The organism is Bradyrhizobium sediminis, assembly GCF_018736105.1.
Classification (GTDB): domain Bacteria; phylum Pseudomonadota; class Alphaproteobacteria; order Rhizobiales; family Xanthobacteraceae; genus Bradyrhizobium.
The window spans coordinates 1,016,839-1,037,856 of sequence record NZ_CP076135.1 but is presented as its reverse complement, the minus strand read 5'-3'; the positions used below and the strand labels follow the sequence as shown (position 1 = coordinate 1,037,856).

Below are 21,018 nucleotides of genomic sequence, written 5' to 3'. Positions count from 1 at the left end.
GGACTTCGTTCCATATTGGCGGTCGTCGACAGCGCGACCGGCTTTCAAGTCTTTCGCTCGGTGAACACCGGCGCAAAATATTTCCATTCATCGAAATAGGCCGCGGGCAGCTTGTACGGCTGGCACTCGATGATCGCGCGCAAGGCGCTCTCCTGATAGACGCGCAGGTAAGGCGTGGCCGGCGTGCCTTCCGGAACCGGCATGCCCTCCAGCGTGCCGTCGCGCTTCAATCTGATCGCGAAAACGGCCTCGGATTTCTGGGCCTCGATACCACCATAGGGCTTCTTCCAGCAGCGCTCGACCTGCGACTGGAACATCGCGCCCCATGTCGCGGAATTATCGGCAGCCTTGCCCTTGGCGAGGCCGAGCGCGGCGTTGGAATTCAGCGTGTCGCCGGTCACCGCCTGCCTCGAGGGATCGCGCTTGTCGAGCAGGGCTGCGATCTTCGACTGATCGAAGTGCCGCTCGGTCTTGGGTTTGGCCGGCTCGGGCGGCTTGGCGGCCTGCACCGGCGGTTTCGGCGGCTTCTTCTCTTCCTTCTTGATCGCTTCCGCGATCGGATCGACCTTAGGGTCGGGCTTCTTTTCGACCGGCTTCGGCTCTTCCTTCGGCTTGGCCTCGGCGATCGGCTTCGGCGGGTCGGGTTTCTTCTCGACCTGCTTTTCCTCGACCTTCGGCGTCGGCGGCGGGGCGGTGTCGGTCACGACCGGCGCCTTTTCGGTGATCTTGCCGACGGCGTCTTCGACGGGCTTGGCCTCGGCGACTTTCTCCACGAGCGGCTTGGGATTTTCCTTCTTGCCGGTCTTCATGCCGGCCATGACCTTGGCGAGCTGGTCGGACGAAATGACGTCCACCGGCACCGACTCTTCCGGCATCAGGTCGAAGGCCTTGGACGAAAACGACACCAGTCCCCACCCCAGCACGAGGACGTGCAGGGCAACCGAGGCAACCAGCGTCTTGTCGACCTTGACCTTCACTTCAGCTTTCCCGCTCCGCCTTCAGCCGAAGGCTGATCTGGTGCCGCCTCACGATCAACCCCCCTGCTCGGGAATGATGACGATATTCGCCTTGAAACCCGCGGTTCGAATGGTGCCCAGCAATTTCATCATATCAGTATAGCAGACGTCCTTGTCGCCGCGCAGATAGACGACGCTCTCGGCGTCGGACCGCGTTCCCCGGATCGCCTTGATTTTCGGCGGCAAGTCGGCGGCCGAAATCAGCGTATCCCCAAGGTAGAGCTCGACATTCGAATTGCAGCTTCCACCGGTGCGCTTGACGGACAACGTCAACGGCGGCTGGTTGGATGCCAACGACTTGCCGCCGCTGGCGACCGGCAGGTCGATATCGATCGTCGACGTCATCAGCGGCGCCGCCACCATGAAGATGATCAGCAGCACCAGCATGACGTCGACCATCGGCGTGACGTTGATCTCGGCCATCACCGGCTTGCGCCGGCCGCGGCGCCCGCCGCCGCCGGACGAACTTGCCATGTTCATCGCCATGATCTGCTGCTCACGATCTGCCCATCATATACCGCCCCTCACGCCGTTTGTCCGGGGGCATGATCTTGTCCGAAAACCGGTTTCCACTTTTCGGGATCATGCCCGTTCGTCGATCTGGCGCGACAGGATCGCTGAAAATTCGTCGGCGAAGCCTTCCAGCCGCTGGGCCTGGCGGTTCACCTCGGAGGTGAACTTATTGTAGAAAATAGTCGCCGGAATTGCGGCGATAAGGCCGATGGCGGTGGCAAACAGCGCCTCCGCGATGCCCGGGGCCACCACCGCCAGGGAGGTATTCTTGGAGGCCGCAATCGACTGGAAGCTCGACATGATGCCCCAGACCGTGCCGAACAGGCCGACGAAGGGACCCGCCGAGCCGACCGTCGCCAGCACCAGGAGCCGCCGTTCCAGGCGTTCCACTTCGCGGGCGATCGAGACGTTCATGACCTTCTCGATCCGCATCTGCAGCCCGGCGAAGGACCGCGACTGGCTTTCGAACGATCGCTTCCATTCGCGCATCGCCGCAACGAAGCACGCCGCCATCGATTGCGTCGGCTTGGCCGACAGCGCGCGATAAAGCTCCTCGATCGACTGGCCGGACCAGAACGCCTGTTCGAAACGGTCCATAGCGCGCTTGGTGCGCGCATACAGGAATATCTTGTCGATCGCGATCGCCCAGACCCAGACCGAGCAGGCGAGCAGCCCCAGCATGACCGTTTTCACGACCCAGTGGGCCTGCAGGAACAGGGTGATCAGCGATACGTCGGTGGATGCCAGCGGCAAGGCTGACTGAGCCACGTCGGCGGGATTCATGTCCGGTATCCTCTCAACGCAAGTGTCCCACATCCCCCGGGAGCAATTGGCTGCCGGTTCCACAGCCGCGCGTCAGCCGCGGCGGTAAACGCCAGCGCGAGAGCCTTGTTGTGTGTCGCATGGGGGGCCCGTCCAAAGCCGGATCCTGCATCCCCTGCCAACATGTCAAAACGAGGGCTTTTCGCGCGTCATTACGTCCCTAACCAGACGCTAATCATGGTTAACGGGCGGTTACCAAAGGGGAATTCGGCGGCGTCAAATGGCGGCGGCGGAACATAGCCATCCGGCGCCCCCCGACCCGGCGCGAGGCCTGCCGCAGGGTGCTTTCAAAAATCGCGAAAACAACCCCATGCAAAGTAAGGATGCACGTGTTCCGAGAAGGAAATCAGCCGTCGTCCCATCCCCCTCGCGCCCTAACGGGATACCTCTTCGGGGCAGTTGATAAGGCGCGCCGGAATTCCGAGAGCGGTACAGCCGCCCGGCACGTCGCTGGTCACCACCGCCCCGGCGCCGACCTTGGCAAAGTCGCCGATGTGAACATCGCCGAGAATGGTTGCTCCGGAGCTGAGCAAGACGCCTTTGCCGATCCGCGGGGCGCGATCCGGATTTTCCGGCTTCCGTCCGATCGTCACGCTCTGCATGATCGTCACCTCGTCACCGATGGTGACGAACGCGCCGACGATGATGCCGGTGGCATGATCGAGAAAAACCGACGTTCCGATCGACGCCGAGGGGTGGATGCTTACTTGAAGGGAATCGGATGACAGGCTTTGCAGCATCAAAGCGAGGTCGGTGCGGTCCTGACGCCAGAGCCAATTGGACACGCGCCAAGCCTGCAGGGCGACGTATCCCTTGAAGTTCAGGAGCGGCGGCAACAGTCCGGTCGTCGCGGGATCGTGGATGGCAATGCCTTGCAGATCGCGGCTCACTGCATCGATCAGATCGGGCGCGGCGCGAAACACCTCACGGGCAACGCGGGAGAACTGCTGGCGGTCGGCCGCGCCCTTGCCCAGTCGTTGGCCGATTTGATGAGCCACCGCGCTACCGAGGTCAGGGTGATCGAGGATCGCGGCCGATAATGAGCCGCTAAAACCGGGATCGCTGGCGAGGACGGTTTCGGCCTCACGGCGAACGGACAGCCAAAGCTGGTCGCCTGGTGCAATTGCGTTCATGCCGTTCGCCCTGGATCGCGCCGGTTCGAAATTTAAGCCGCATTAAGAAACAGCACCAGCACAAAGGGAAGGCGCAAAAGCAAACCGCCCGTCTGCTTTTCGCAAACGGGCGGCTCGTTGCCGTCAGGCGCTATGGGGGCACCGCGCCTGAGGCTTTGGCTTTCGGAGAACTCAGCCCTGGGGCTGATCGTTCGGCGGGGTCGGACGCTGCTTGTGCTGCGCCATGAACTGGTCGAACTCGGCCTTGTCCTTGGCGTGGCGCAGGCGATCGAGGAAGTCGCGGAATTCGACCTGCTCTTCCTCGAGGCGCCGCAACGTTTCCACGCGGTATTCGTCGAAGGCGCGGTTGCCGCTCGACGGCGGGCCGCCGAAGCCGAAGCCGCGGCGCTCCATGCGGCCGCGCATCCGCTCCATCTTGTCCTGCATCCGCTCCATCTTGTTCGACCAGCGGTCCTGATGACTCCAGCAACCCATTTTTCTGCTCCCGAGTGTGAAAAAGAGAAGGGCAAGCCCGATCGGCCACCAGATGATGAAGCCGAGCACGGTCACGGCGATCCAGCCGGGGTGCCAGGGCGAATCCAGCATATGCGGGCGGTGGGGCTCGCTATCCGGGCCGCGCCATCGATTGACATCTGCGGTGTAGGCCATTTCCCTCTCCATGACGGCATCACGCCGTTGTGAATGTAAATAACATTTACATACCTAAACCATCCCGGATTTTTGTCAAGCCGGGCGCCAGCGGCGCCCGCGAATTTATTTTGGGGTGCCCCAGGGACCTGATGGCGCGCCTGCGGGCGGGACGGGCGGCGGAGTGGCCGCCGCCGGGTCGTTCTGGCCGGACGGCCTGCGGTCGGTCGGGAAGCCGAGACCGCGCAGATAGATCAGCACCTGCGCTTCCAGGAGATCTTCCGGCGACATCGGCAGCTTGCGGCGTGCGGCGTCGCCGCGTCCGAACAGCGACGCCACGCCGTGCGACATCGACCAGATATGCAGGGCCATCATCATCGCCGGCGGCCGCGGCACGCCGGGCGGCGCCAGCGCCGCAAGGCGCTCGGCAGCGGCGCGGATGATGCCGAAAGCGCGTTCGCTGGCGGCCTGCAATGTCGGATTATGGTCGACGGGAAGCCCCGATTCGAACATCGCCGAATAGAACGCCGGCTCGTTGCGGGCAAAAGCGAGGTAGGCCTTGCCGACCCGTTCGAACGCCGTGACGGTGTCCGGACGCCCGTCATCCCAGGCTTGCGTCAGCGTCGCCTCGAACTGCTCGAAGCCGCGCTGGGCGATCGAGGAAAGCAGTTCGTCGCGGTCGCGAAAATGCCGGTAGGGTGCGGCCGGGCTGACGCCGGCCATCCGCGCGGCATCGGCAAAGGTGAAGCCGGCCGCGCCTTTTTCCGCAATCAGCCCGAGCGCCGCCTGCAGCAGCGCCTCCTTCAGATTGCCGTGGTGGTAGCCGCGCTCGGCGCGGCGCTGTTCCTTGCGCCAACTCATGTGAAAGGCTTTTACATGAGCCGGCGGCAAAGGTCACTAGCGGCGTACTCCGGGAACGGCCGCTCATAGAGATTAACGCCCGCTCGCCTCTCGCAGCTCGGCGAACCCGGCGGCCGCCTGCTGCACTTCCTCCGAAAAATCGGTCATTTCCTGCACCTGGCGGATTTCGATGATCTCGTTCTCGGAGGCCGGGCACTTCGTGGCCCAGGCGATCGCCTCGTCGCGCGAGGCCACCTCGATCATCCAGTAGCCGCCGAGCACTTCCCTGGCTTCCGCGAAGGGACCGTCGGTCACCAGCGGCTTGCCGGTTGCAAACGACACCCGCGCGCCCATCGACGGCGGATGCAGGCCGTCGAGCGTGATCAGGACGCCGGCGTCGTTCAGGGCCTCGTTGTATTTCATCATCGCGGCCACCCGCCCGGGGTCGAGCTGGATATCCGGCGGCGCGGTCTCATAGCCCAAGGGAATCATCAGCATCATGAATCGCATGGTCGGCGGTCCCTTGTTGCAATCGCCCGCTTCTATTTCTTCCCCACTTGGGCGCGCAGACGCTCCTCCTGCTCGCGCAGTTCGGGCGTCAGCGCCACGCCGAAATCCTCGGCATCGAAAATCTGCCGGATTTCGATTTCCGCGCCGCCGTCGAACGGGGCGCGCTTCATCCATGCGATCGCCTCGTCGCGCGACTTCACCTGAATCAGCCAGAACCCGGCCACCAGATCGTTGGTCAGGGGGAACGGACCATGGCTGACATCAGGCGTTTTTCCGGAATATTTGATCCGGGCCCCCTTCGGCGTCGGGTGCAGGCCCTCGCCCGCCAGCATGACGCCGGCCTTGACCATCTGTTCGTTGAACTTGCCCATCGCGGTCAGCAGTTCCGTGCTCGGCATGACGCCTGCTTCGCTGTCCTTGCTGGCCTTCACGATCACCATAAATCGCATCGTCACGCTCCGGTTCTGTCATGGGCCGGTTCCGCTGGTTGCCTGCCGAACCGTCGCTCGTCAACAAGACGAGCGGGACTTTGCGGCACCGACATGTCCTGCGAAATTATTTTGGAGGTAATTGCGGAGCCTGCGTGGGCGACAGACCCATCTCCCTCATGGTGAGGAACACGTTGGCAGCGCGTGATCGGACATCGTGCCCTCCCGTCATGTCGCCGGTTCGTAGCGCAAGATCACGACGCCGGTCGAGTGCGCCCGCGAGTCGATCAGCCTGAGCTTGACGCGCTCGCCCGGCTTGAACAGCGGCGTACCGCCGCCGAGGATGACCGGGTTCAGCGCGATCCGGAATTCGTCGATCAGCCCGTGCGGGATCAGGCTTGCCGAAAGGTCCGCGCTGCCGAACAGAAAGATATCCTTGGCGCTCTCGCGCTTCAGTCGGGCGACCGCGCCGGGCAGGTCAACGCCGAACGCTTGCGTGTTGTTCCAGTCGGATTTTGCCAGCGTGCGCGAGAACACATATTTTGGCGACGCATTCATGAAGTCCGCGACCTCGCCGGCAGCGTTCGGCCAGTAGTTCGCCATCAACTCATAGGTGACGCGGCCGAACATCAACCCGCCGGCGGATTTCAGCTGCTCGATCGAGAGCGCCTCAAGTTCCTCGCCCCAGACATCCTCATGCCAGGAGATGTCGCGGTTCGGCCCTTCGAAGAAACCATCCAGCGTCATCAGATTCCACATGATCAGCTTCGCCATACCGCCCTCTCTCAAACCGTTCTCATTTTGCAACTGGTTGTAGTTTGATGTCATTTGGTGCAATATTGCAAGCGGTTTTTCCGTGGCATTTCCGCCGCATGTTCTGGACAGCGTCATGACCGAGCAAAAGCGCTCTGGCTGCCCGATCAACCTCACGCTCGAGGTGGTCGGCGATAAATGGAGCCTGCTGATCATCCGCGACATGATGTTCGGCAACCGGCGGCATTTTCGCGAGCTGTTGACCAAATCCGAAGAAGGCATTTCCTCCAACATCCTCGCCGACCGGCTGAGGACACTGCTCGACCAGGGCATCATCACGCGCGACGACGACCCCAGCCACAAGCAGAAGGGAATCTACTCGCTGACCGGCCAGGGCATAGAACTGCTGCCGATTCTGGCGCAGATGTCAGGCTGGGGATTCAAATATCTGCCCGTGACCGAAGAACTCGGCATCCGCGCAAAACTCTTGAGCGAAGGCGGCCCGAAAATGTGGGCGGAATTCATGGACGAATTGCGCGAGATTCACCTGGGCGTGAAGCGGCGCCGGAAAGCGGGGCCGAACGTCGGGGAACGCTTGCAGGCGGCGTACCAGAAAGTGGTGGCGAGAAAGGCGAAGACGGGATAGAGGCGCCCGCACCGATCCGGGACACGGCCATCGGCATCGGTTATAGAGACGCAAATTCATCAATCGCGAATGGAACACCGATGCCCCCTGCCCCGCAAAAAGTCGCACTCGTCACCGGCGCCGCGCGCGGCATCGGGCTCGCGGTGGCCAAACGGTTTCTCGCCGAGGGCTGGCGCGTGGCGCTGCTCGACATCGAGGGCGCGCTGCTGCAGGGCGCGGTCGCGGGGCTTTCCAACCCCGACGCCACGATGGCGCTGCATTGCGACGTCTCCGACGCCGCTGCCGTGGCGGACGCCCTCACCCAGGTTGGCCAGCGCTTCGGCCGGCTCGACGCCCTGGTCAACAATGCCGGCATCGCGGTGTTCGCGCCGCTGTTGGAAACGTCGGACGCGGACTGGAGCCGGATCCTGCAGGTCAACCTCACCGGGCCGTTCCTGTGCACCAAGGCGGCCGCACCTTTGATGCGCGAACATGGCGGCGGCGCCATCGTCAACATCACCTCGATCTCGGCGGTACGCGCCTCGACCCTGCGCTCGGCCTACGGCACCAGCAAGGCCGGGCTCGCGCATCTGACCAAGCAACTCGCCGTCGAGCTGGCTTCGCTCGGCATTCGCGTCAACGGCGTCGCGCCCGGCCCGGTCGAGACCGCGATGGCCAAGCAGGTCCACACCCCGGAAATCCGCGCCGATTATCACGACGCCATCCCGCTCAACCGTTACGGCCTCGAAGAGGAACTGGCGGAGGCGGTGTTCTTCCTGTGCAGCGACCGCGCCAGCTACATCACCGGGCAAATTCTCGCCGTCGACGGCGGTTTCGATGCCGCCGGGATCGGCCTGCCGACGCTGCGCGGCGAGCGGCGCAACGGGTAGAGCGTTTTCAAGCTCGCACGAACCAGTACGCTTCTAGCGGGGCCTCATGGTTCGAGACGCGCGAAGACGCGCTCCTCACCATGAGGGACTGAGACCTCATCCTGAGGAGCATCGCCAACGGGTCGCGCGAATGCGCGCCCGATGACAGGCTCCGCGATGCGTCTCGAAGGATGGAGCATCGGAAGTGGAAATGGCTTTAGCCGTCAGCGCCGGTTGACCCTGACGGAACCTTGTCCGGCGGATCGCGGTTGACTAATTCATCCGTGATCGTTTTGGAGAAGCCGCTCATGATGCGATCGGCCGTCATGAAAACAATCCTTCTCGCAGCCGTGCTGGGGGCAACGATCCCGCCGCCGGCCGGGGCCGAGATCCGTATCCTCTCCAGTCCGGGCGGCGAGGTCGGCCCGTTTCTCGAACTGTTCGAGCGCGTGCGCGCCTCGGGCGAACGCGTCGTGATCGACGGGCCGTGCCTGTCGGCCTGCACGCTGGTGCTGAGCACGGTGCCGACCGACCGCATCTGCGTGACGCGCCGGGCGGTGCTCGGGTTCCACGCCGCGCGATCGATCGACCGGCGCGGCCGCATCTCAGCCGAGCCGGAAGCATCCAGGCTGGTGCTGGCCGCATATCCCTCCGCCGTACAAGGCTGGATCAGCCGCCGCGGCGGATTGACCTCGCGCCTGCTGCTGTTGCGCGGGCGCGAACTCGCGGCGATCTATCCTGCGTGCCGGTGAAGCACCTGATTTCGCGGAGCCTGTCATCGGGCGGCGCTTCGCGCCGACCCGTTGGCTCTCTCAGTGTCGTCCCTGCGAACGCAGGGACCCATAGCCACCGTCGTTTGTTGTTGCAGAAGGTATCTCACGCCTGCGTCTCACCGATGGGCCGCGGCGCCGCGATGAGCGCAATTGCGCTCACGCTGGGGTCCCTGCGTTCGCAGGGACGACGCAAGAGGGTTTAACCGCACACATGCCTTCGCGATCTCGTGGCGCCCGAAGTCTTCCACGACCCTCAGACGGCGCACCGGACAGCGCAATTGCGCTGCCGGGAACGCGCCTCCTCACCATAAGGGACTTTCACGCCGCCATCGCTTTCAGCGCGGATGCCGCCGAGGCGTAGCCGCCGCGCGCGCCGTCGATGAAATGCACGTGGTCGCTGCGCAGCGCCGAGGGCGTGAAGCAGGTCATCATCGCCGCGTCCTGCCGGTGCAGGCCATAGTGCACGGTTCCCGCCGCAGCCGCCGCGGCCAGGACTTTCGTCAGCGCGCTTTCCAGCTCCGGCGTGCAGTCGAGGATCATGCGCAATCCGTCGTCGTATTTGCGGAAGTCGGAATTCTCCACCACCTGCCGCACATAGGTCTTCGGCACGAAGCCGCCGACGCTGATGCCGAAGCGCATGATGACATAGGCGAACAGCGTGTTGGCGAGCACGAAGGCGCGCCGCCGCAGCAGCGACCCGCCGCGCCCCGCGCGTGCTTCGTACTCGACTCCGGCCGGCGGCCATTTCAGCGGCGGGCCGTCCGGCGGCACCGGCCGCCCGGCATCCGGGCTGCGCTCGACCAGCGCGACGAGGTTCTCGATGACTTTCCGAAAGGCTGAAGGCTCGGCAGCGCGCGCGGGCACCACCAGCACCGACAGGATCAGTCCGCGCGCGGACGGAATTTCCTCGAACCGGCACGACAGGCCGGTGAGATCGGGCTGGGTGCCGGGCACGGCCTTCTCCACCGCGAACTCGCCGCGCTTCATCGCGGCTTCCGCCCAGCCGAGGCCACCGCCGGAAAACATCGCATAGGAAAGATTGGCCGACGGGCCGAACCGGGCGACGCGGACATCGAGGCCCTGCGCCCGCACCGCCGCAACCGGCACCAGCGCCACCCGCATCACGAGGTCGAGGCTCTCCTCGACCCAGGTTGCGGTCGCCGCCATCGCCTCGCGGGTGCGTTCGAGATCGCCGGGCGCGACCGCGAAGCTCGCGCCGTCGCCGCCAAACACGAAGGGAAATTCGCGCCCCTCCAGCGCATTGGCGACCGCCGCGATCACAGAGGCGCCGGCCATGTTGACCGCCTTGTAGCGCGCCTGCGCGATCGCCCTGGTCGATTCCACGATATCGGCGATCCCGATGGTCCAGTCATCCGGCAGCGCCGAATACAGCGCAGGCTCCATCAGGCTCGCAAAACCGCGAAAGACCGGGATGGAGCCGTAGAAGGTGTCGTGGCCGGTGGGTGTGGTCATGGCTGTGGAAGCGCCCCTGTGCAAACCCTCTATCAGATACGGTCAACCCTTGCATTTGGGTTCATGGCATTGAACCAAACCCAGCCTCCGATTTACCCGTCCGCCTTCGCCACCCCCTGCAGCACCAACCGGTTGAGCCGGCCGGCAAAGGCCGCCGGGTCCTCCGGCAATTCGCCGTCGAGGATTTGCGCCTGCTCCAGCAGCAGGAACGACAGGTCGGCGGACGCGGCGTTGTCGGCGGAGATCGCCGCCACCAGCGGATGCCGCAGATTGATCTCGAGGATCGGCTTGGAGCCGGCGCCGCGATTTTGCCGCGCCAGCAGGCGTTCGAGCTCGCGGTCAGGACCGTGGCTGCCGGCGACCAGACACGACGCGCTCGAGGTCAGCCGCTGCGAGGCGCGGACGTCGGAGACGCGCTCGCCGAGCGTCGCCTTGATCACGGCGATGATCGAAGCCTCGTCGGCGTCCGGTTTGGTCTCGTCCTTGTGCTCGTCGAGCAGCGGGATCAGGCCGAAATCGATATCGCCCTGGCTCAGCGACTTCAGCGGCTTGCCTTCGAAATCAAGGGCTGCCGAGGTCCAGAACGCGTCGACCGGATCGGTCAGCAGCAACACCTCGATGCCGCGGGCGGCGGCCGATTCCAGCTTGGGATTGGACTTCAGCCGCTCGATGCTGTCGCCGGCCAGGAAATACACCTCGGTCTGGTTGGGCTTGAGGTCGGCGATATATTGCTTCAGCGAGCGGTTCTCGCCAGCGGTGGTGGTGAAACGCGACAGCGCCAGCAGCTTCTCGCGCCGCTCGAAATCCTCGTAGATGCCTTCCTTGATGACGGGGCCGAAGGCGTCCCAGATCTTGGCGAAATTCTCCGGCTCCTTGTCGCCGAGCGTTTCCAACTCGCTGACCACGCGGCCGGTCACCGCCTTGCGGATCTGCGCCAGCTGCGGATTGTTCTGCAGCATCTCGCGCGAAAGGTTGAGCGGCAGGTCCTCGCTGTCGACCACGCCGCGGATGAAGCGCAAGTAAGCCGGCAACAGGTCGGCATCGTCGGTGATGAAGACACGGCGGACATAGAGTTTCACCCTGCCCTTGCGCTCCGGCTCGAACAGGTCGAACGGCTTGGTCGAGGGCGCAAACAGCAGCACCGCATAGGAATAGCGGCCCTCGGCGCGGTAATGCAGCGTCATCGCCGGCTCGTCGAAGGCGTGCGCGATCTGCTTGTAGGCCGTGGCGTAGTCTTCCGGCTTCAACTCCGACTTCGACCGCTGCCACAGCGCGCTCGCCGAATTGATCTGGCTCGGCTCGCCTTCTTCCGGCACCAGCTGAATCGGAAACTGGATGTTGTCGGAATAGGCGCGGACGATGCGCTCGATCTCGTGCGTCTCGAGATATTTCTTCGCGTCGGGCTTGAGGTGCAGCACGATCTCGGTGCCGCGCGCGATGCGTTTTGCGTCTTCCTCGCTGCCCGGCGCGATTTCGAAACCGGACCCGCCCGACGAGGTCCAGGTCCAGACCTCGCCGGCGCCGGCGCGGCGGCTGGTCACCACGATGCGGTCGGCGACCATGAAGGCGGAATAGAAGCCGACGCCGAACTGGCCGATCAGGCCGGCGCCGTCCTTGGCCTCGGTCAGCCGCGCCAGGAATGATTTGGTGCCGGAGCGGGCGATGGTGCCGAGATGGTCGATCAGCTCCTGCCGGTCCATGCCGATGCCGGTATCGACAACGCTGAGCGTATCGGCCTTCTTGTCCGGCACGATGCGGATCTCGGGCGGCGCCCCGTCCGCGATCAGCGCAGGGTTCGCGATCGCCTCGTAGCGCAGCTTGTCGCAGGCGTCGGAAGCGTTCGAGATCAATTCGCGCAGGAAGATGTCGGTTTCCGAATAGACCGAATGCACCATCAAGTGCAGCAGTTCGGCGACCTCGGCCTGGAACGGCTGGGAAACGGGGGCGGTGTCGGCAGTGGTGGTCATTGTCGATCTCGCTTGATGTACGGTGCGGTGGATTGCGGAAAATTCCGATATAGCGATACCATCCTCGATGGCAAGTTCTGTGGCCCCGTGAGAAACGAAAACAGGGACCGGCGAACGGCGCGATCCGGTCCCGAACCAAGAAACATAAGGAAACGCCATGACGAAAACATCGAAAGTAACCAGCGTCGAAATCCTCGCCTGCGACGCGGGCTGGCGGAACTATCATTTCGTCAAGCTGTCGACCGAGGACGGCGTGGTCGGCTGGAGCGAGTATGACGAGGGTTTCGGCGCCCCCGGCGTCGGCGCCGCGATCCAGCGCCTGTCGGGCCGCGTGGTCGGGCAGAACGTGTTCGCCCATGAGAGGATCTTTGCAGAACTTACCGCGGCAACCCGCCCGGCCACCGGCGGCGTGGTGGCGCTGGCGCTGGGCGCGATCGAGAACGCACTGCTCGACGCCAAGGGCAAGCTGCTGGGCGTGCCCTGCTACGAGCTGCTGGGCGGCAAGATCCGTAACCGCGTCCGGGTCTACTGGTCGCATTGCGCCACCTGGCGCATCAATCATCCGACCTGGTATACGCCCGCCATCACCAGCCTCGACGGCGTCAAGGCGATCGGACGCGAGGTCCGGGAGAAGAAATTCACCGCGCTGAAGACCAACATCTTCACCTATGCCGACGGCAAGCCGCAGGGCTGGCGGCCCGGTTTCGGCTCGCCGTTCGAGCCGGAGATCAACGTCGACCGCAAGGTGTTGCGCGACCTGCGCATGCATCTCGAAGCGATCCGCGACGGCGCCGGGCCCGATGTCGATATATTGTTGGACCTCAATTTCAACGCCAAGACCGAAGGTTACCTGAAGATCCTGCGCATGATCGCCGATCTCGACATGTTCTGGGTCGAGATCGACAGCTTCAACGCGGAAGCGCTCGGCTACATCAGGCGGCAGAGCCCGCACCCGATCTCGTCCTGCGAAACGCTGCTCGGCCTGCGCGAATTCCTGCCCTATTTCCGCGAGCAGGCGATGGATGTGGCGATCATCGACACGCCGTGGAACGGGGTGTGGCAGTCGATGAAGATCGCAGCCTCCGCCGAAGCCCACGAGGTCAACGTCGCGCCGCATAATTTCTACGGCCACCTCTGCAGCATGATGAACGCGCATTTCTGCGCGGCGGTGCCGAATTTGCGGATCATGGAAATCGACATCGACCGGCTGGCCTGGGACGACGAGCTGTTCACGCATCGGCCCGAGATCGTCGACGGCTATCTGGTGATCCCCGACCGGCCCGGCTGGGGCACCGAACCGAACGAGGAGGCGCTGCGCGCGCATCCACCGAAGGGGCTGGGCGGGCTGTTGAATTACGGGAGGAAGACGTAGCGCAATTTTCGCTTCATGGCTTCATCCTTCGAGACGCATCGCTTCGCGATGCTCCTCAGGATGAGGTCTCAGACCTCATGGTGAGGAGCGCATCGGAGTTTATCATCGGGCCGCGCTTCGCGTGGACCCGTTGGCGCGTCTCGAACCATGAGGCCACGGATGAGGGGGACTATCCGCAAGTCCGAATGCGCGGAGGCACCCCCACCCCTGCCCTCCCCCGCAAGCGGGAGAGGGGGAAGTGGTCCCGTCGTATCAACGCAGCTCAATATCCAGCCAGCCCAGCGCATTCACGCTGACCCTGTCACCTTCATTGACCACGACCGTGGTGGTCTCGGCCTCGACGATGGCGGGGCCCGCCAGCGCGTGGCCCGGCCGCAGATCGTCGAGCGCATAGACCGGGACCTCGCACCATTTGCCGAACCAGGCCTGCCGCGTGGCTCGCGGCGCGCAAGGCGCGGCTGACGGTGCCGGTTTGGCATCCTGGTCGCGCTGCGAGACTTCGCCGATCGCAGCCACCCGCGCATTGACGAACACCACTTCCTGGTCGCGCGAGGCGTAGGTGTAGAGTTCTTCGTGGCGGCGATGGAAGCGATCCTCGATTCCGTCGACCACCGAGGCCGCGTTCCAGTCGAGACCGTCGAGCGCAACATCGATCTCGAAAATCTGCTCGCCGTAGCGCATTTCCGCCGAACGTTCCGTCGTCATCTTGCCGCCGAACCAGGCGCGCAGACGGCCGGTGGCCTCGCGTTCCAGATCGCCAAACAGCTTGCGCGCCTCGTCTGCCGAAATGCGCGCGCCGGCGCCGTAATGGGTCCGGCTCACTTCGTAGCGCAGGTCGCTGGTCAGCATGCCCCAGGCCGACAGCACCGAGGCCGCCACCGGCACGATGATGCGCTTGATGTCGAGTTCGCGCGCGACCTCGGCGGCATGCAGGCCGGCTGCGCCGCCGAAACTCAACAGCGCAAATTTTCGGGGATCGACGCCGCGGCGCAGGGTCATCAGCCTTATGCCGTCGGCCATCTTCAGGTTGATCATCCTGAAGATGCCGGCGGCGGCCTCATACCGCGACAGCCCCAGCGACGCCGCGACGCGGTCGACGGCAGCTTCCGCTGCCGCAGCGTCCAGCGGACGCTTGCCGCCCATGAAAGCCGCGGCATCGAGATAGCCGAGCACGACATTGGCGTCGGTGACGGTGGCAGCTTCGCCGCCATTGCCGTAGCAGGCCGGTCCCGGCACCGAGCCCGCGCTTTCCGGGCCGACGCGCAAGGTGCCGCCGGCATCGACCGACGCGATCGATCCGCCGCCGGCGGCGATGCTGGCGATGTCGAGGCTGCGTAGCGCAATGCGTTCGCCGGCGAGCGATCCGTCGGCCGACAGCGAGGCACTGCCTTCCGAAACCAGCGAGATATCGGTTGAAGTGCCGCCCATGTCGAACGGCACCAGATCGGGGATGCCGAGCAGTCCGGCGCAGCGCCTTGCGCCGGAAATGCCGCCGGCGGGACCCGACAGCACCGTGCCCGCGGCCAGCCGCGAGGCTTCCTCCACCGGCGCCATGCCGCCATGCGACAGGATGATGAAGAGCGAGCCCTCGAAGCCGGCTTCGTGAAGGCGCTGCTCCAGATTGGCCAGATAGTGCCGCACCAGCGGCCGGACATAAGCGTTCACGATCGTGGTCGAGACGCGCTCATATTCCTTGATCTGCGGCAGCACGTCGCTGGAGCGGGAAATGCTGATCTCGGGCAGTTCGCGCGCCAGCCGTTCGACGGCGGCGAGTTCGTGCACCGGGTTGAGATAGGAATGCAGGAAGCAGACCGCGACCGAAGTAGCGCCGGAGCGGCGGATGGCGGCGATGGCCTGATCGAGCGAGCTGTCGTCGAGGGGTATCGCGACCTCGCCATTGGCCTTGAGCCGCTCCTTCACGCCGAACCGCCGTTCGCGCGGCACCAGCGGCTGCGGCGGCGGCGAACGCAGGTCGTAGCGGTCGCCCTTGAGACCCTCGCGCATCTCGATCACGTCGCGATGGCCCTCGGTCGTCAGCAGCGCCACCCTGGCGCCCTTGCGCTCGAGAAGCGCGTTGGTCGCAACCGTGGTGCCGTGCACGATCCGGTCGGTTTGCCCCAACATTGCCGCGCGCGTCAGTTTCAATCGCCGCGCCAGTTCTTCCAGCCCCGCCATGACGCCGACCGACTGGTCCGCCGGCGTCGACGGCGATTTCGCGAAAATGGTTTTGCCGTTCTCGTCGATGGCGACCAGATCCGTGTAGGTGCCGCCGACGTCGATTCCGATGGTGAACATGGTCAGGCGCCCTGCTTCGCGTCGGCGGCCACAAGTCCCTGTTCGCGGTCGCGCGCACGGGCATCGGGCGATCGCTGTTCCGGCGGTCCCCAGCCTCCGCCGCCGGAGGAACGAATTTCGAGGCAATCGCCGGGACGAATCTCGATACCGACTTCCTTGGTGCGCAGCACGCGCGGGGTGCGGCCTTCGGAGATCAGCCGGTAATCGTGGGGAACGCCTTCCTTGCCGCCGAGCATCCCGCACGGGCCGTAGCGCACGCCGTCGCCGGCGGTGTTGGCGCGCGCCGGCTTTGCGGTTTCCAGCACCAGATCGAGCGCGACGCCGAGGCCGCCGCGAAATTGGCCGTCGCCGCCGGAGTTTTCGCGGAACTCGTGATGGCGGAAGTAGAGTGGAAACCGCACCTCGGCGACTTCGATGCTGCCGAACTTGATGCCGCCCACGGTGTGCCATTCGCCGATCGACGACCAGCCGTCGCCGCCGGAGGAAGCGCCGCCGCCGGGGCGGGCCTGAAACATGTGCCAGATGAAATTGCGCCCCGAGCGCGGATCCTCGCCCTGGATCGCGATCCGGAAGCGGCGGCTCCAGCCGGCCATGGCGCGGTCCGGACAGGACGCCGACATCGCCTTGACGATGGCCTCGACGATCTCGTTGGAGGGATGGCTGGTGCACAGCGTCACCGGCCGGCCCGGATCGGCCCAGACGATGGTGCCTTGTTTGGCGATCACCTTCAACGGCCGCAGCGCGCCGGCATTCTTCGGGATATCGGCGTCGATCAGATAGGCAAAGGCCATCACCACCGCCGCCTGCATGTTGGCATGCGAGGAATTGACGAAACTGGTCGTCTGCGGATCGGAGTCGGAAAGATCGATTTCGATGTCGCTGCCCTGTTTGGTGACCTTGGCGGCGATCCGGATGTCGCTGCGGCCATGGCCGTCGTCGTCGAGAAAGGCCTCGCCGTGGAACACGCCGTCCTTCCAGGTCGAGATCACGGCGCGGGTCTGCGCCTCGGCGGCGTCCAGAATGGTTTCCACCGCGGCTTCCACGACGGGGGCGCCAAACTCGGCAAACAGCCGCGACAGCCTGCGTTCGCCGAGATGCGCCGCGCCGACCATCGCCGCGAGGTCGCCGCGGAATTCGCGGGGGTTGCGGATGTTGAGCGCCAAGAGGTCGAGCAGGTCGTCGCGCAGCTTTCCGGCCTCGTACAGTTTTATGGGCGGGACGCGCAGTCCTTCCTGATAGATCTCGGTGGCGGCGGGATTGTAGCCGCCATGGGTGGCGCCGCCGATGTCGCTCTGGTGGGCGCGGACGATGGTCCAGAGCAGGCGCCGCTCGCCGTCGAAGATCGGCACGAAGGCGGTGAGATCAGGCAGATGGCTGCCGCCGTGATAGGGATCGTTGAGCAGGATGACGTCGCCCGGCTCGACGTCCTTGAAGCGCTGCTCGACCGCGAGCGTCGCCCAGGGCAGCGCGCCGACATGCACCGGGATGTGGTCGGCCTGCGCGATCAGGCGGCCGCTGGTGTCGCAGATCGCCAGCGAAAAATCGCGGCTGGAATTGAGGATTTGCGAATAGGAGGTGCGAAGCATGGCTTCGCCCATTTCCTTCACGATCGAGCTCAGGCGGTGCTGGACGACGGATCGCGTGATGGGGTCGATCTTGCTGGACATGGGTTGTTGCTGGGGCTGTTGCTGGCAAAAAATGGCGGATTGATCAAGTGACGCCGGTCAGGCCGAAGCCGCCACCTCGGCGAGCGCTTCCGAGGCCGCGGTGACGATGGTGTCGATGTCCTGATCGGTCATCGGCGTCGACAATGCCATCAATCCATAGCCCGCCGCCAGCACGCCGCGATTGAGCAGACCGCGATTGAAGATCGCCTGCCGCTGCGCTTCCACCTCAGTGAGATAGGCCGAGCGGTAATCGCGGATCGGGCGATCGGCGAAATGGATTTTCAACAGCGAGCCGAGCCCGACGGTGCGGCCGGGCACGCCGTGGCGACGAAAGGCCGCGTCGATGCCCGTGCGCACCGCCTCCCCGATCGCATCGAGCCGCACGAAGGCGGCTTCATCGAGCAATTCCATCGCCGCCAGCCCTGCGCGCATCGTCACCGGATTGGCCGAAAACGTCCCGCCATGGGGCAGCGCCGGCTTGCTCGAAGTGGGATCGAACACCGCCATGAATTCCCGCTTTCCCCCGACCGCGCCGACCGGAAAACCGCCGCCCATGATCTTGCCGAGCGTGGTGAGATCAGGATCGATCTCCCACAGCCCCTGCGCGCCGCGATAGCCTAAGCGGAAGGTGATGACCTCGTCGAAGATCAACAGCGCGCCGACTTCGCGCGTGACCGCGCGCAGCGCCGCGAGATAGGCCTTGTCTGCGGGCGCGAGCCCGGCGCGGTTCGGCATGGGATCGACGAGCACGCAGGCCAGTTCCGCGCCGTGCTCGCGGATCAGGCTAACCGCTGCCTCGGCATCGTTGAAGGGAATGGTGATGACATCGGCCAGCACATTGTCCGGCGTGCCCTTCGCATACGCCACCGAAACCGGCGCGTTGCGGCCCCAGGCCTCCGGCGTGGGATCGAGGCTGACTTCGGCGTAGTCGTAGGAACCGTGATAGGCGCCCTCGCATTTGGCGATTTTCGGCCGGCCGGTGAAGGCGCGCGCGGCCTTCAGCGCCATCATCACGGCCTCGGTGCCGGAATTGGTGAAGCGCACCCGCTCGACGCCGGGCAATCGCGCCACCAGCAATTCGGCGAGATCGATCTCGGAGGCCGTCGGCAGCCCGAACGCCGATCCCAGCGCCAGCTGTTTGGTCGCCGCCGCCACCAGCACGGGGTGCGCATGGCCGTGGATCAGCGAGGTGAAATTGTTGATGCAGTCGATATAGCCGTTGCCGTCGACATCGATCACCCGGCAGCCCTCGCCGCGCGCGGCATAGATCGGATAGGGCTTCATGAACACGGTGGTGCGCGTATTGCCGCCGGGCAGGCTGGCCAGGGCGCGGGAGTAGAGGTGGTGGGAGTTTGACTTAATATCCGGATACATCTCGGCTTCATCCATGGCGGGGCTTATAAGCCCCTGTGCATTATCACTCCACAGAGCGAGCCTGCTATCTTTTTGAGCAGAAGCACGCCGGGCGGCGCGGATCATGCATAAAGCGAATCGGCCGTTTCGACTCGGCACAATCAGACTCTATTGAAGGCTGTATGTGGCGCTGCATTACTTTACAATTGCGGACGATTCGCTGTCGGGTTGTCCCGACCATAAGGCGCTGCAATTCTTAGCTCAACTAATCGATTCCGCCTTGGATCTTGATCGCGACGACGGCAATGACAAGGCACTGCGGGTCTTCCGGCTGGCACGCGCGGGCCTGATTTATCTTTCGCTGGGAATGCACAGCGAAGGAAAGCGCCGCTCCAAAGACATCCCGCCGAAAGACTTGCGGCGCCGATGCACCTGGGCCTTTGGGAAGATGAATGGAAGGTCTGATGGTCGAACTGGCGGAAGCGGGCAACGTGACGCCGGGCCACCCGGATATTCGTCAGCGCATGGAGTGCAGTCCCAAGGCGAGGTTTACAAAGCATTACGTTGCCAGACACGAGGGCATCGAGATCGGCTTTGTCGCGGTGGACGTAATTCCGGAGGCGGACTTCCTCGTCCTGTACGAACTCTTTATCCTCGCGTCTTTCAGGGGACGAGGGCTAGGCGCGCTGGTGCTCACGGAGGTCGAACGTTTCGCCAGTCATCTAGAATATCCGTGCATCACGCTCTATCCTTCGCCACTTGAGCCTCATTTTCCGGTGGAGCGCCTCGTCGCGTGGTACAGGCGACAGGGTTATTCGCAGCGCAAAGAGTCCCCATTGGAGCTTGAAAAACGCATCGCGATCGATCGGCAGAACCCAGGTCTTCGACAGTGTCGCGCATGAGATAGCGCAACGCCGATGTTGTGCAGCAATTGGAGCATCCACGTATCGCACCAAGTAGCGGTCGCACATGCGGGCAAAATATCCGCAACATCCTGATTATCATATCAATATTGAGATTAGTTCGAGGCGCTTGCACCACATGAAAAGTCCGCCAATCGGCGAGCGTCGCTCGCACGGCGGTGGGTTACGCCTTCGGCGAGCCGCCCAACACCCTAAACCTTTTTCCCACGCAGCGGATTGAAGTCAACGTTCGCGTCCCACCAATCATCGAAGCGCTTGTCGACCGCGATCGTGTTCGCGTCGATCTCCCAAAAATAAAGTAGTTCGATGGATTTCCCTGTCGCCTAGCCACCACGCACAGACGGCGATTTTCCCCCAGTGCAAATTCTATTGCCGGACGGCACAATCGTGAGGAGTGGTTCAGGTGACGTTGACAGAGTGCTGTCAACGTTTTTCAAGCGCAACGTTACTCTGGGGCAGGCAGCGCCAGATGACTTCACTATCGACAGTTACCACCCCGACAGAGACGCGGTTGTTGCTCAGAAGCTCGGAGCCGCCTTCTTTGCCGAGCTAGGAGTGGAGTCACCGGTTCGGATCAGTTCGTTCTTCGATGTGTTTCCCCTCTCGGTGATGACGTCGTCCACGCTCGCGCGGTTGGACGAGGTGCGACCTCAAAGCCGCTTCGACCAACGTAGATTCCGTATGAACGTGATTGTCAAAACCGAGCGAACTGGGTTCGTTGAGAACGGTTGGATTGGTCGCGCGCTCGGGCTTGGTGAGGGGGCCCGGATAAACGTGGCGGTGCCCGATCCCAGGTGTGTGATGATAACGGTTGCGCAGGACGGTCTACCCAAGGATACGGACATTCTGCGCACGGTGGTCGAGCACAATAGAGTACAAGTGGGCGGCTTTGGCCAATTGCCTTGCGCCGGGGTGTACGCTGTGGTGGCCGCGCCCGGAACGGTACGAATTGGCGACCGTGTCCTACTGAATTCCGTAGAATAGGCTCTCTGCGGCCCATGTCTGCAGTTGGCAGCACTGAACGGACCTCCTCGCATGTCCGCTCTGCGGTCGCTATCG

General features: G+C 64.1%; 20 protein-coding genes. 6 read left to right on the top strand and 14 right to left on the bottom strand.

Annotated features, from left to right (window positions below; all coding sequences use genetic code 11):
- Positions 1–44: 44 nt before the first annotated feature.
- The 9 genes from KMZ68_RS05005 to KMZ68_RS04965 form a co-directional block, all read right to left on the bottom strand.
- Positions 45–977 (bottom strand): cell envelope integrity protein TolA, encoded by a 933-nt coding sequence (locus KMZ68_RS05005; protein WP_215614770.1) that lies wholly within the window; start codon positions 975–977, stop codon positions 45–47.
- A gap of 54 nt (positions 978–1,031) precedes the next feature.
- Positions 1,032–1,502 carry a biopolymer transporter ExbD gene (locus KMZ68_RS05000; protein ID WP_215614769.1) on the bottom strand — a complete coding sequence of 157 codons (471 nt, stop codon included), beginning with the start codon at positions 1,500–1,502 and terminating at the stop codon, positions 1,032–1,034.
- 96 nt (positions 1,503–1,598) lie between these two features.
- A complete protein-coding gene (tolQ, locus tag KMZ68_RS04995) occupies positions 1,599–2,312 on the bottom strand; it encodes a protein TolQ (protein WP_215605005.1) in 714 nt (237 codons plus the stop codon).
- Positions 2,313–2,725: 413 nt separating this feature from the next.
- Complete coding sequence (locus KMZ68_RS04990; RefSeq protein ID WP_215614768.1) at positions 2,726–3,484, bottom strand: serine O-acetyltransferase; 759 nt, start codon at positions 3,482–3,484, stop codon at positions 2,726–2,728.
- A 171-nt stretch (positions 3,485–3,655) separates the two neighbouring features.
- Positions 3,656–4,132, bottom strand: a complete 477-nt coding sequence (locus tag KMZ68_RS04985) for a DUF2852 domain-containing protein (protein WP_215614767.1) — start codon at positions 4,130–4,132, stop codon at positions 3,656–3,658.
- A gap of 105 nt (positions 4,133–4,237) precedes the next feature.
- Positions 4,238–4,972, bottom strand: coding sequence for a TetR/AcrR family transcriptional regulator (locus KMZ68_RS04980; RefSeq protein ID WP_215614766.1), 735 nt, complete (start codon positions 4,970–4,972; stop codon positions 4,238–4,240).
- A gap of 72 nt (positions 4,973–5,044) precedes the next feature.
- Entirely contained in the window at positions 5,045–5,461 is a 417-nt protein-coding gene (locus KMZ68_RS04975; RefSeq protein WP_215614765.1) for a YciI family protein, read from the bottom strand.
- A 32-nt stretch (positions 5,462–5,493) separates the two neighbouring features.
- On the bottom strand, positions 5,494–5,910 hold the full coding sequence (locus tag KMZ68_RS04970) for a YciI family protein (protein WP_215616195.1): 417 nt from the start codon (positions 5,908–5,910) through the stop codon (positions 5,494–5,496).
- A 207-nt stretch (positions 5,911–6,117) separates the two neighbouring features.
- A complete protein-coding gene (locus tag KMZ68_RS04965; RefSeq protein WP_215614764.1) occupies positions 6,118–6,663 on the bottom strand; it encodes a dihydrofolate reductase family protein in 546 nt (181 codons plus the stop codon).
- A gap of 115 nt (positions 6,664–6,778) precedes the next feature.
- Between KMZ68_RS04965 and KMZ68_RS04960 the strand changes: the two genes are divergently transcribed.
- The 3 genes from KMZ68_RS04960 to KMZ68_RS04950 all read left to right on the top strand — a co-directional run bounded on the left by KMZ68_RS04960 (position 6,779) and on the right by KMZ68_RS04950 (position 8,888).
- Complete coding sequence (locus KMZ68_RS04960; RefSeq protein WP_215614763.1) at positions 6,779–7,288, top strand: winged helix-turn-helix transcriptional regulator; 510 nt, start codon at positions 6,779–6,781, stop codon at positions 7,286–7,288.
- An 80-nt stretch (positions 7,289–7,368) separates the two neighbouring features.
- On the top strand, positions 7,369–8,157 hold the full coding sequence (locus KMZ68_RS04955) for an SDR family NAD(P)-dependent oxidoreductase (RefSeq protein WP_215614762.1): 789 nt from the start codon (positions 7,369–7,371) through the stop codon (positions 8,155–8,157).
- Between the two features lie 305 nt (positions 8,158–8,462).
- The gene (locus KMZ68_RS04950; protein ID WP_371741412.1) at positions 8,463–8,888 is read left to right on the top strand and encodes a hypothetical protein; all 426 of its coding nucleotides are present in this window, start codon (positions 8,463–8,465) and stop codon (positions 8,886–8,888) included.
- A 339-nt stretch (positions 8,889–9,227) separates the two neighbouring features.
- On the opposite strand, the gene KMZ68_RS04945 is transcribed toward KMZ68_RS04950, so the two are convergent.
- Entirely contained in the window at positions 9,228–10,382 is a 1,155-nt protein-coding gene (locus KMZ68_RS04945; RefSeq protein WP_215614760.1) for a DUF3095 domain-containing protein, read from the bottom strand.
- Positions 10,383–10,474: 92 nt separating this feature from the next.
- Positions 10,475–12,349 carry a molecular chaperone HtpG gene (htpG, locus tag KMZ68_RS04940; RefSeq protein WP_215614759.1) on the bottom strand — a complete coding sequence of 625 codons (1,875 nt, stop codon included), beginning with the start codon at positions 12,347–12,349 and terminating at the stop codon, positions 10,475–10,477.
- 157 nt (positions 12,350–12,506) lie between these two features.
- On the opposite strand from htpG, the gene KMZ68_RS04935 reads away from it, so the two are divergent.
- Positions 12,507–13,721, top strand: a complete 1,215-nt coding sequence (locus tag KMZ68_RS04935; protein WP_215614758.1) for a mandelate racemase/muconate lactonizing enzyme family protein — start codon at positions 12,507–12,509, stop codon at positions 13,719–13,721.
- Between the two features lie 252 nt (positions 13,722–13,973).
- Here KMZ68_RS04935 and KMZ68_RS04930 read toward each other — a convergent pair whose 3' ends face one another.
- From KMZ68_RS04930 to KMZ68_RS04920, 3 genes are read right to left on the bottom strand one after another with little or no spacing between them, the layout of a single operon-like run.
- Positions 13,974–16,016: a hydantoinase/oxoprolinase family protein gene (locus KMZ68_RS04930; RefSeq protein WP_215614757.1), complete on the bottom strand. Its 2,043-nt coding sequence runs from the start codon at positions 16,014–16,016 to the stop codon at positions 13,974–13,976.
- 2 nt (positions 16,017–16,018) lie between these two features.
- Positions 16,019–17,683 carry a hydantoinase B/oxoprolinase family protein gene (locus KMZ68_RS04925; RefSeq protein ID WP_215614756.1) on the bottom strand — a complete coding sequence of 555 codons (1,665 nt, stop codon included), beginning with the start codon at positions 17,681–17,683 and terminating at the stop codon, positions 16,019–16,021.
- A gap of 57 nt (positions 17,684–17,740) precedes the next feature.
- Positions 17,741–19,072 (bottom strand): aspartate aminotransferase family protein, encoded by a 1,332-nt coding sequence (locus KMZ68_RS04920; RefSeq protein ID WP_249779522.1) that lies wholly within the window; start codon positions 19,070–19,072, stop codon positions 17,741–17,743.
- A gap of 428 nt (positions 19,073–19,500) precedes the next feature.
- Here KMZ68_RS04920 and KMZ68_RS04915 point away from each other — a divergent pair, with 428 nt between their 5' ends.
- Together KMZ68_RS04915 and KMZ68_RS04910 are read left to right on the top strand one after the other, a co-directional pair.
- Entirely contained in the window at positions 19,501–19,938 is a 438-nt protein-coding gene (locus KMZ68_RS04915) for a GNAT family N-acetyltransferase (protein ID WP_215614755.1), read from the top strand.
- A gap of 438 nt (positions 19,939–20,376) precedes the next feature.
- Positions 20,377–20,943, top strand: a complete 567-nt coding sequence (locus tag KMZ68_RS04910; protein WP_215614754.1) for an MOSC domain-containing protein — start codon at positions 20,377–20,379, stop codon at positions 20,941–20,943.
- Positions 20,944–21,018: the final 75 nt, after the last annotated feature.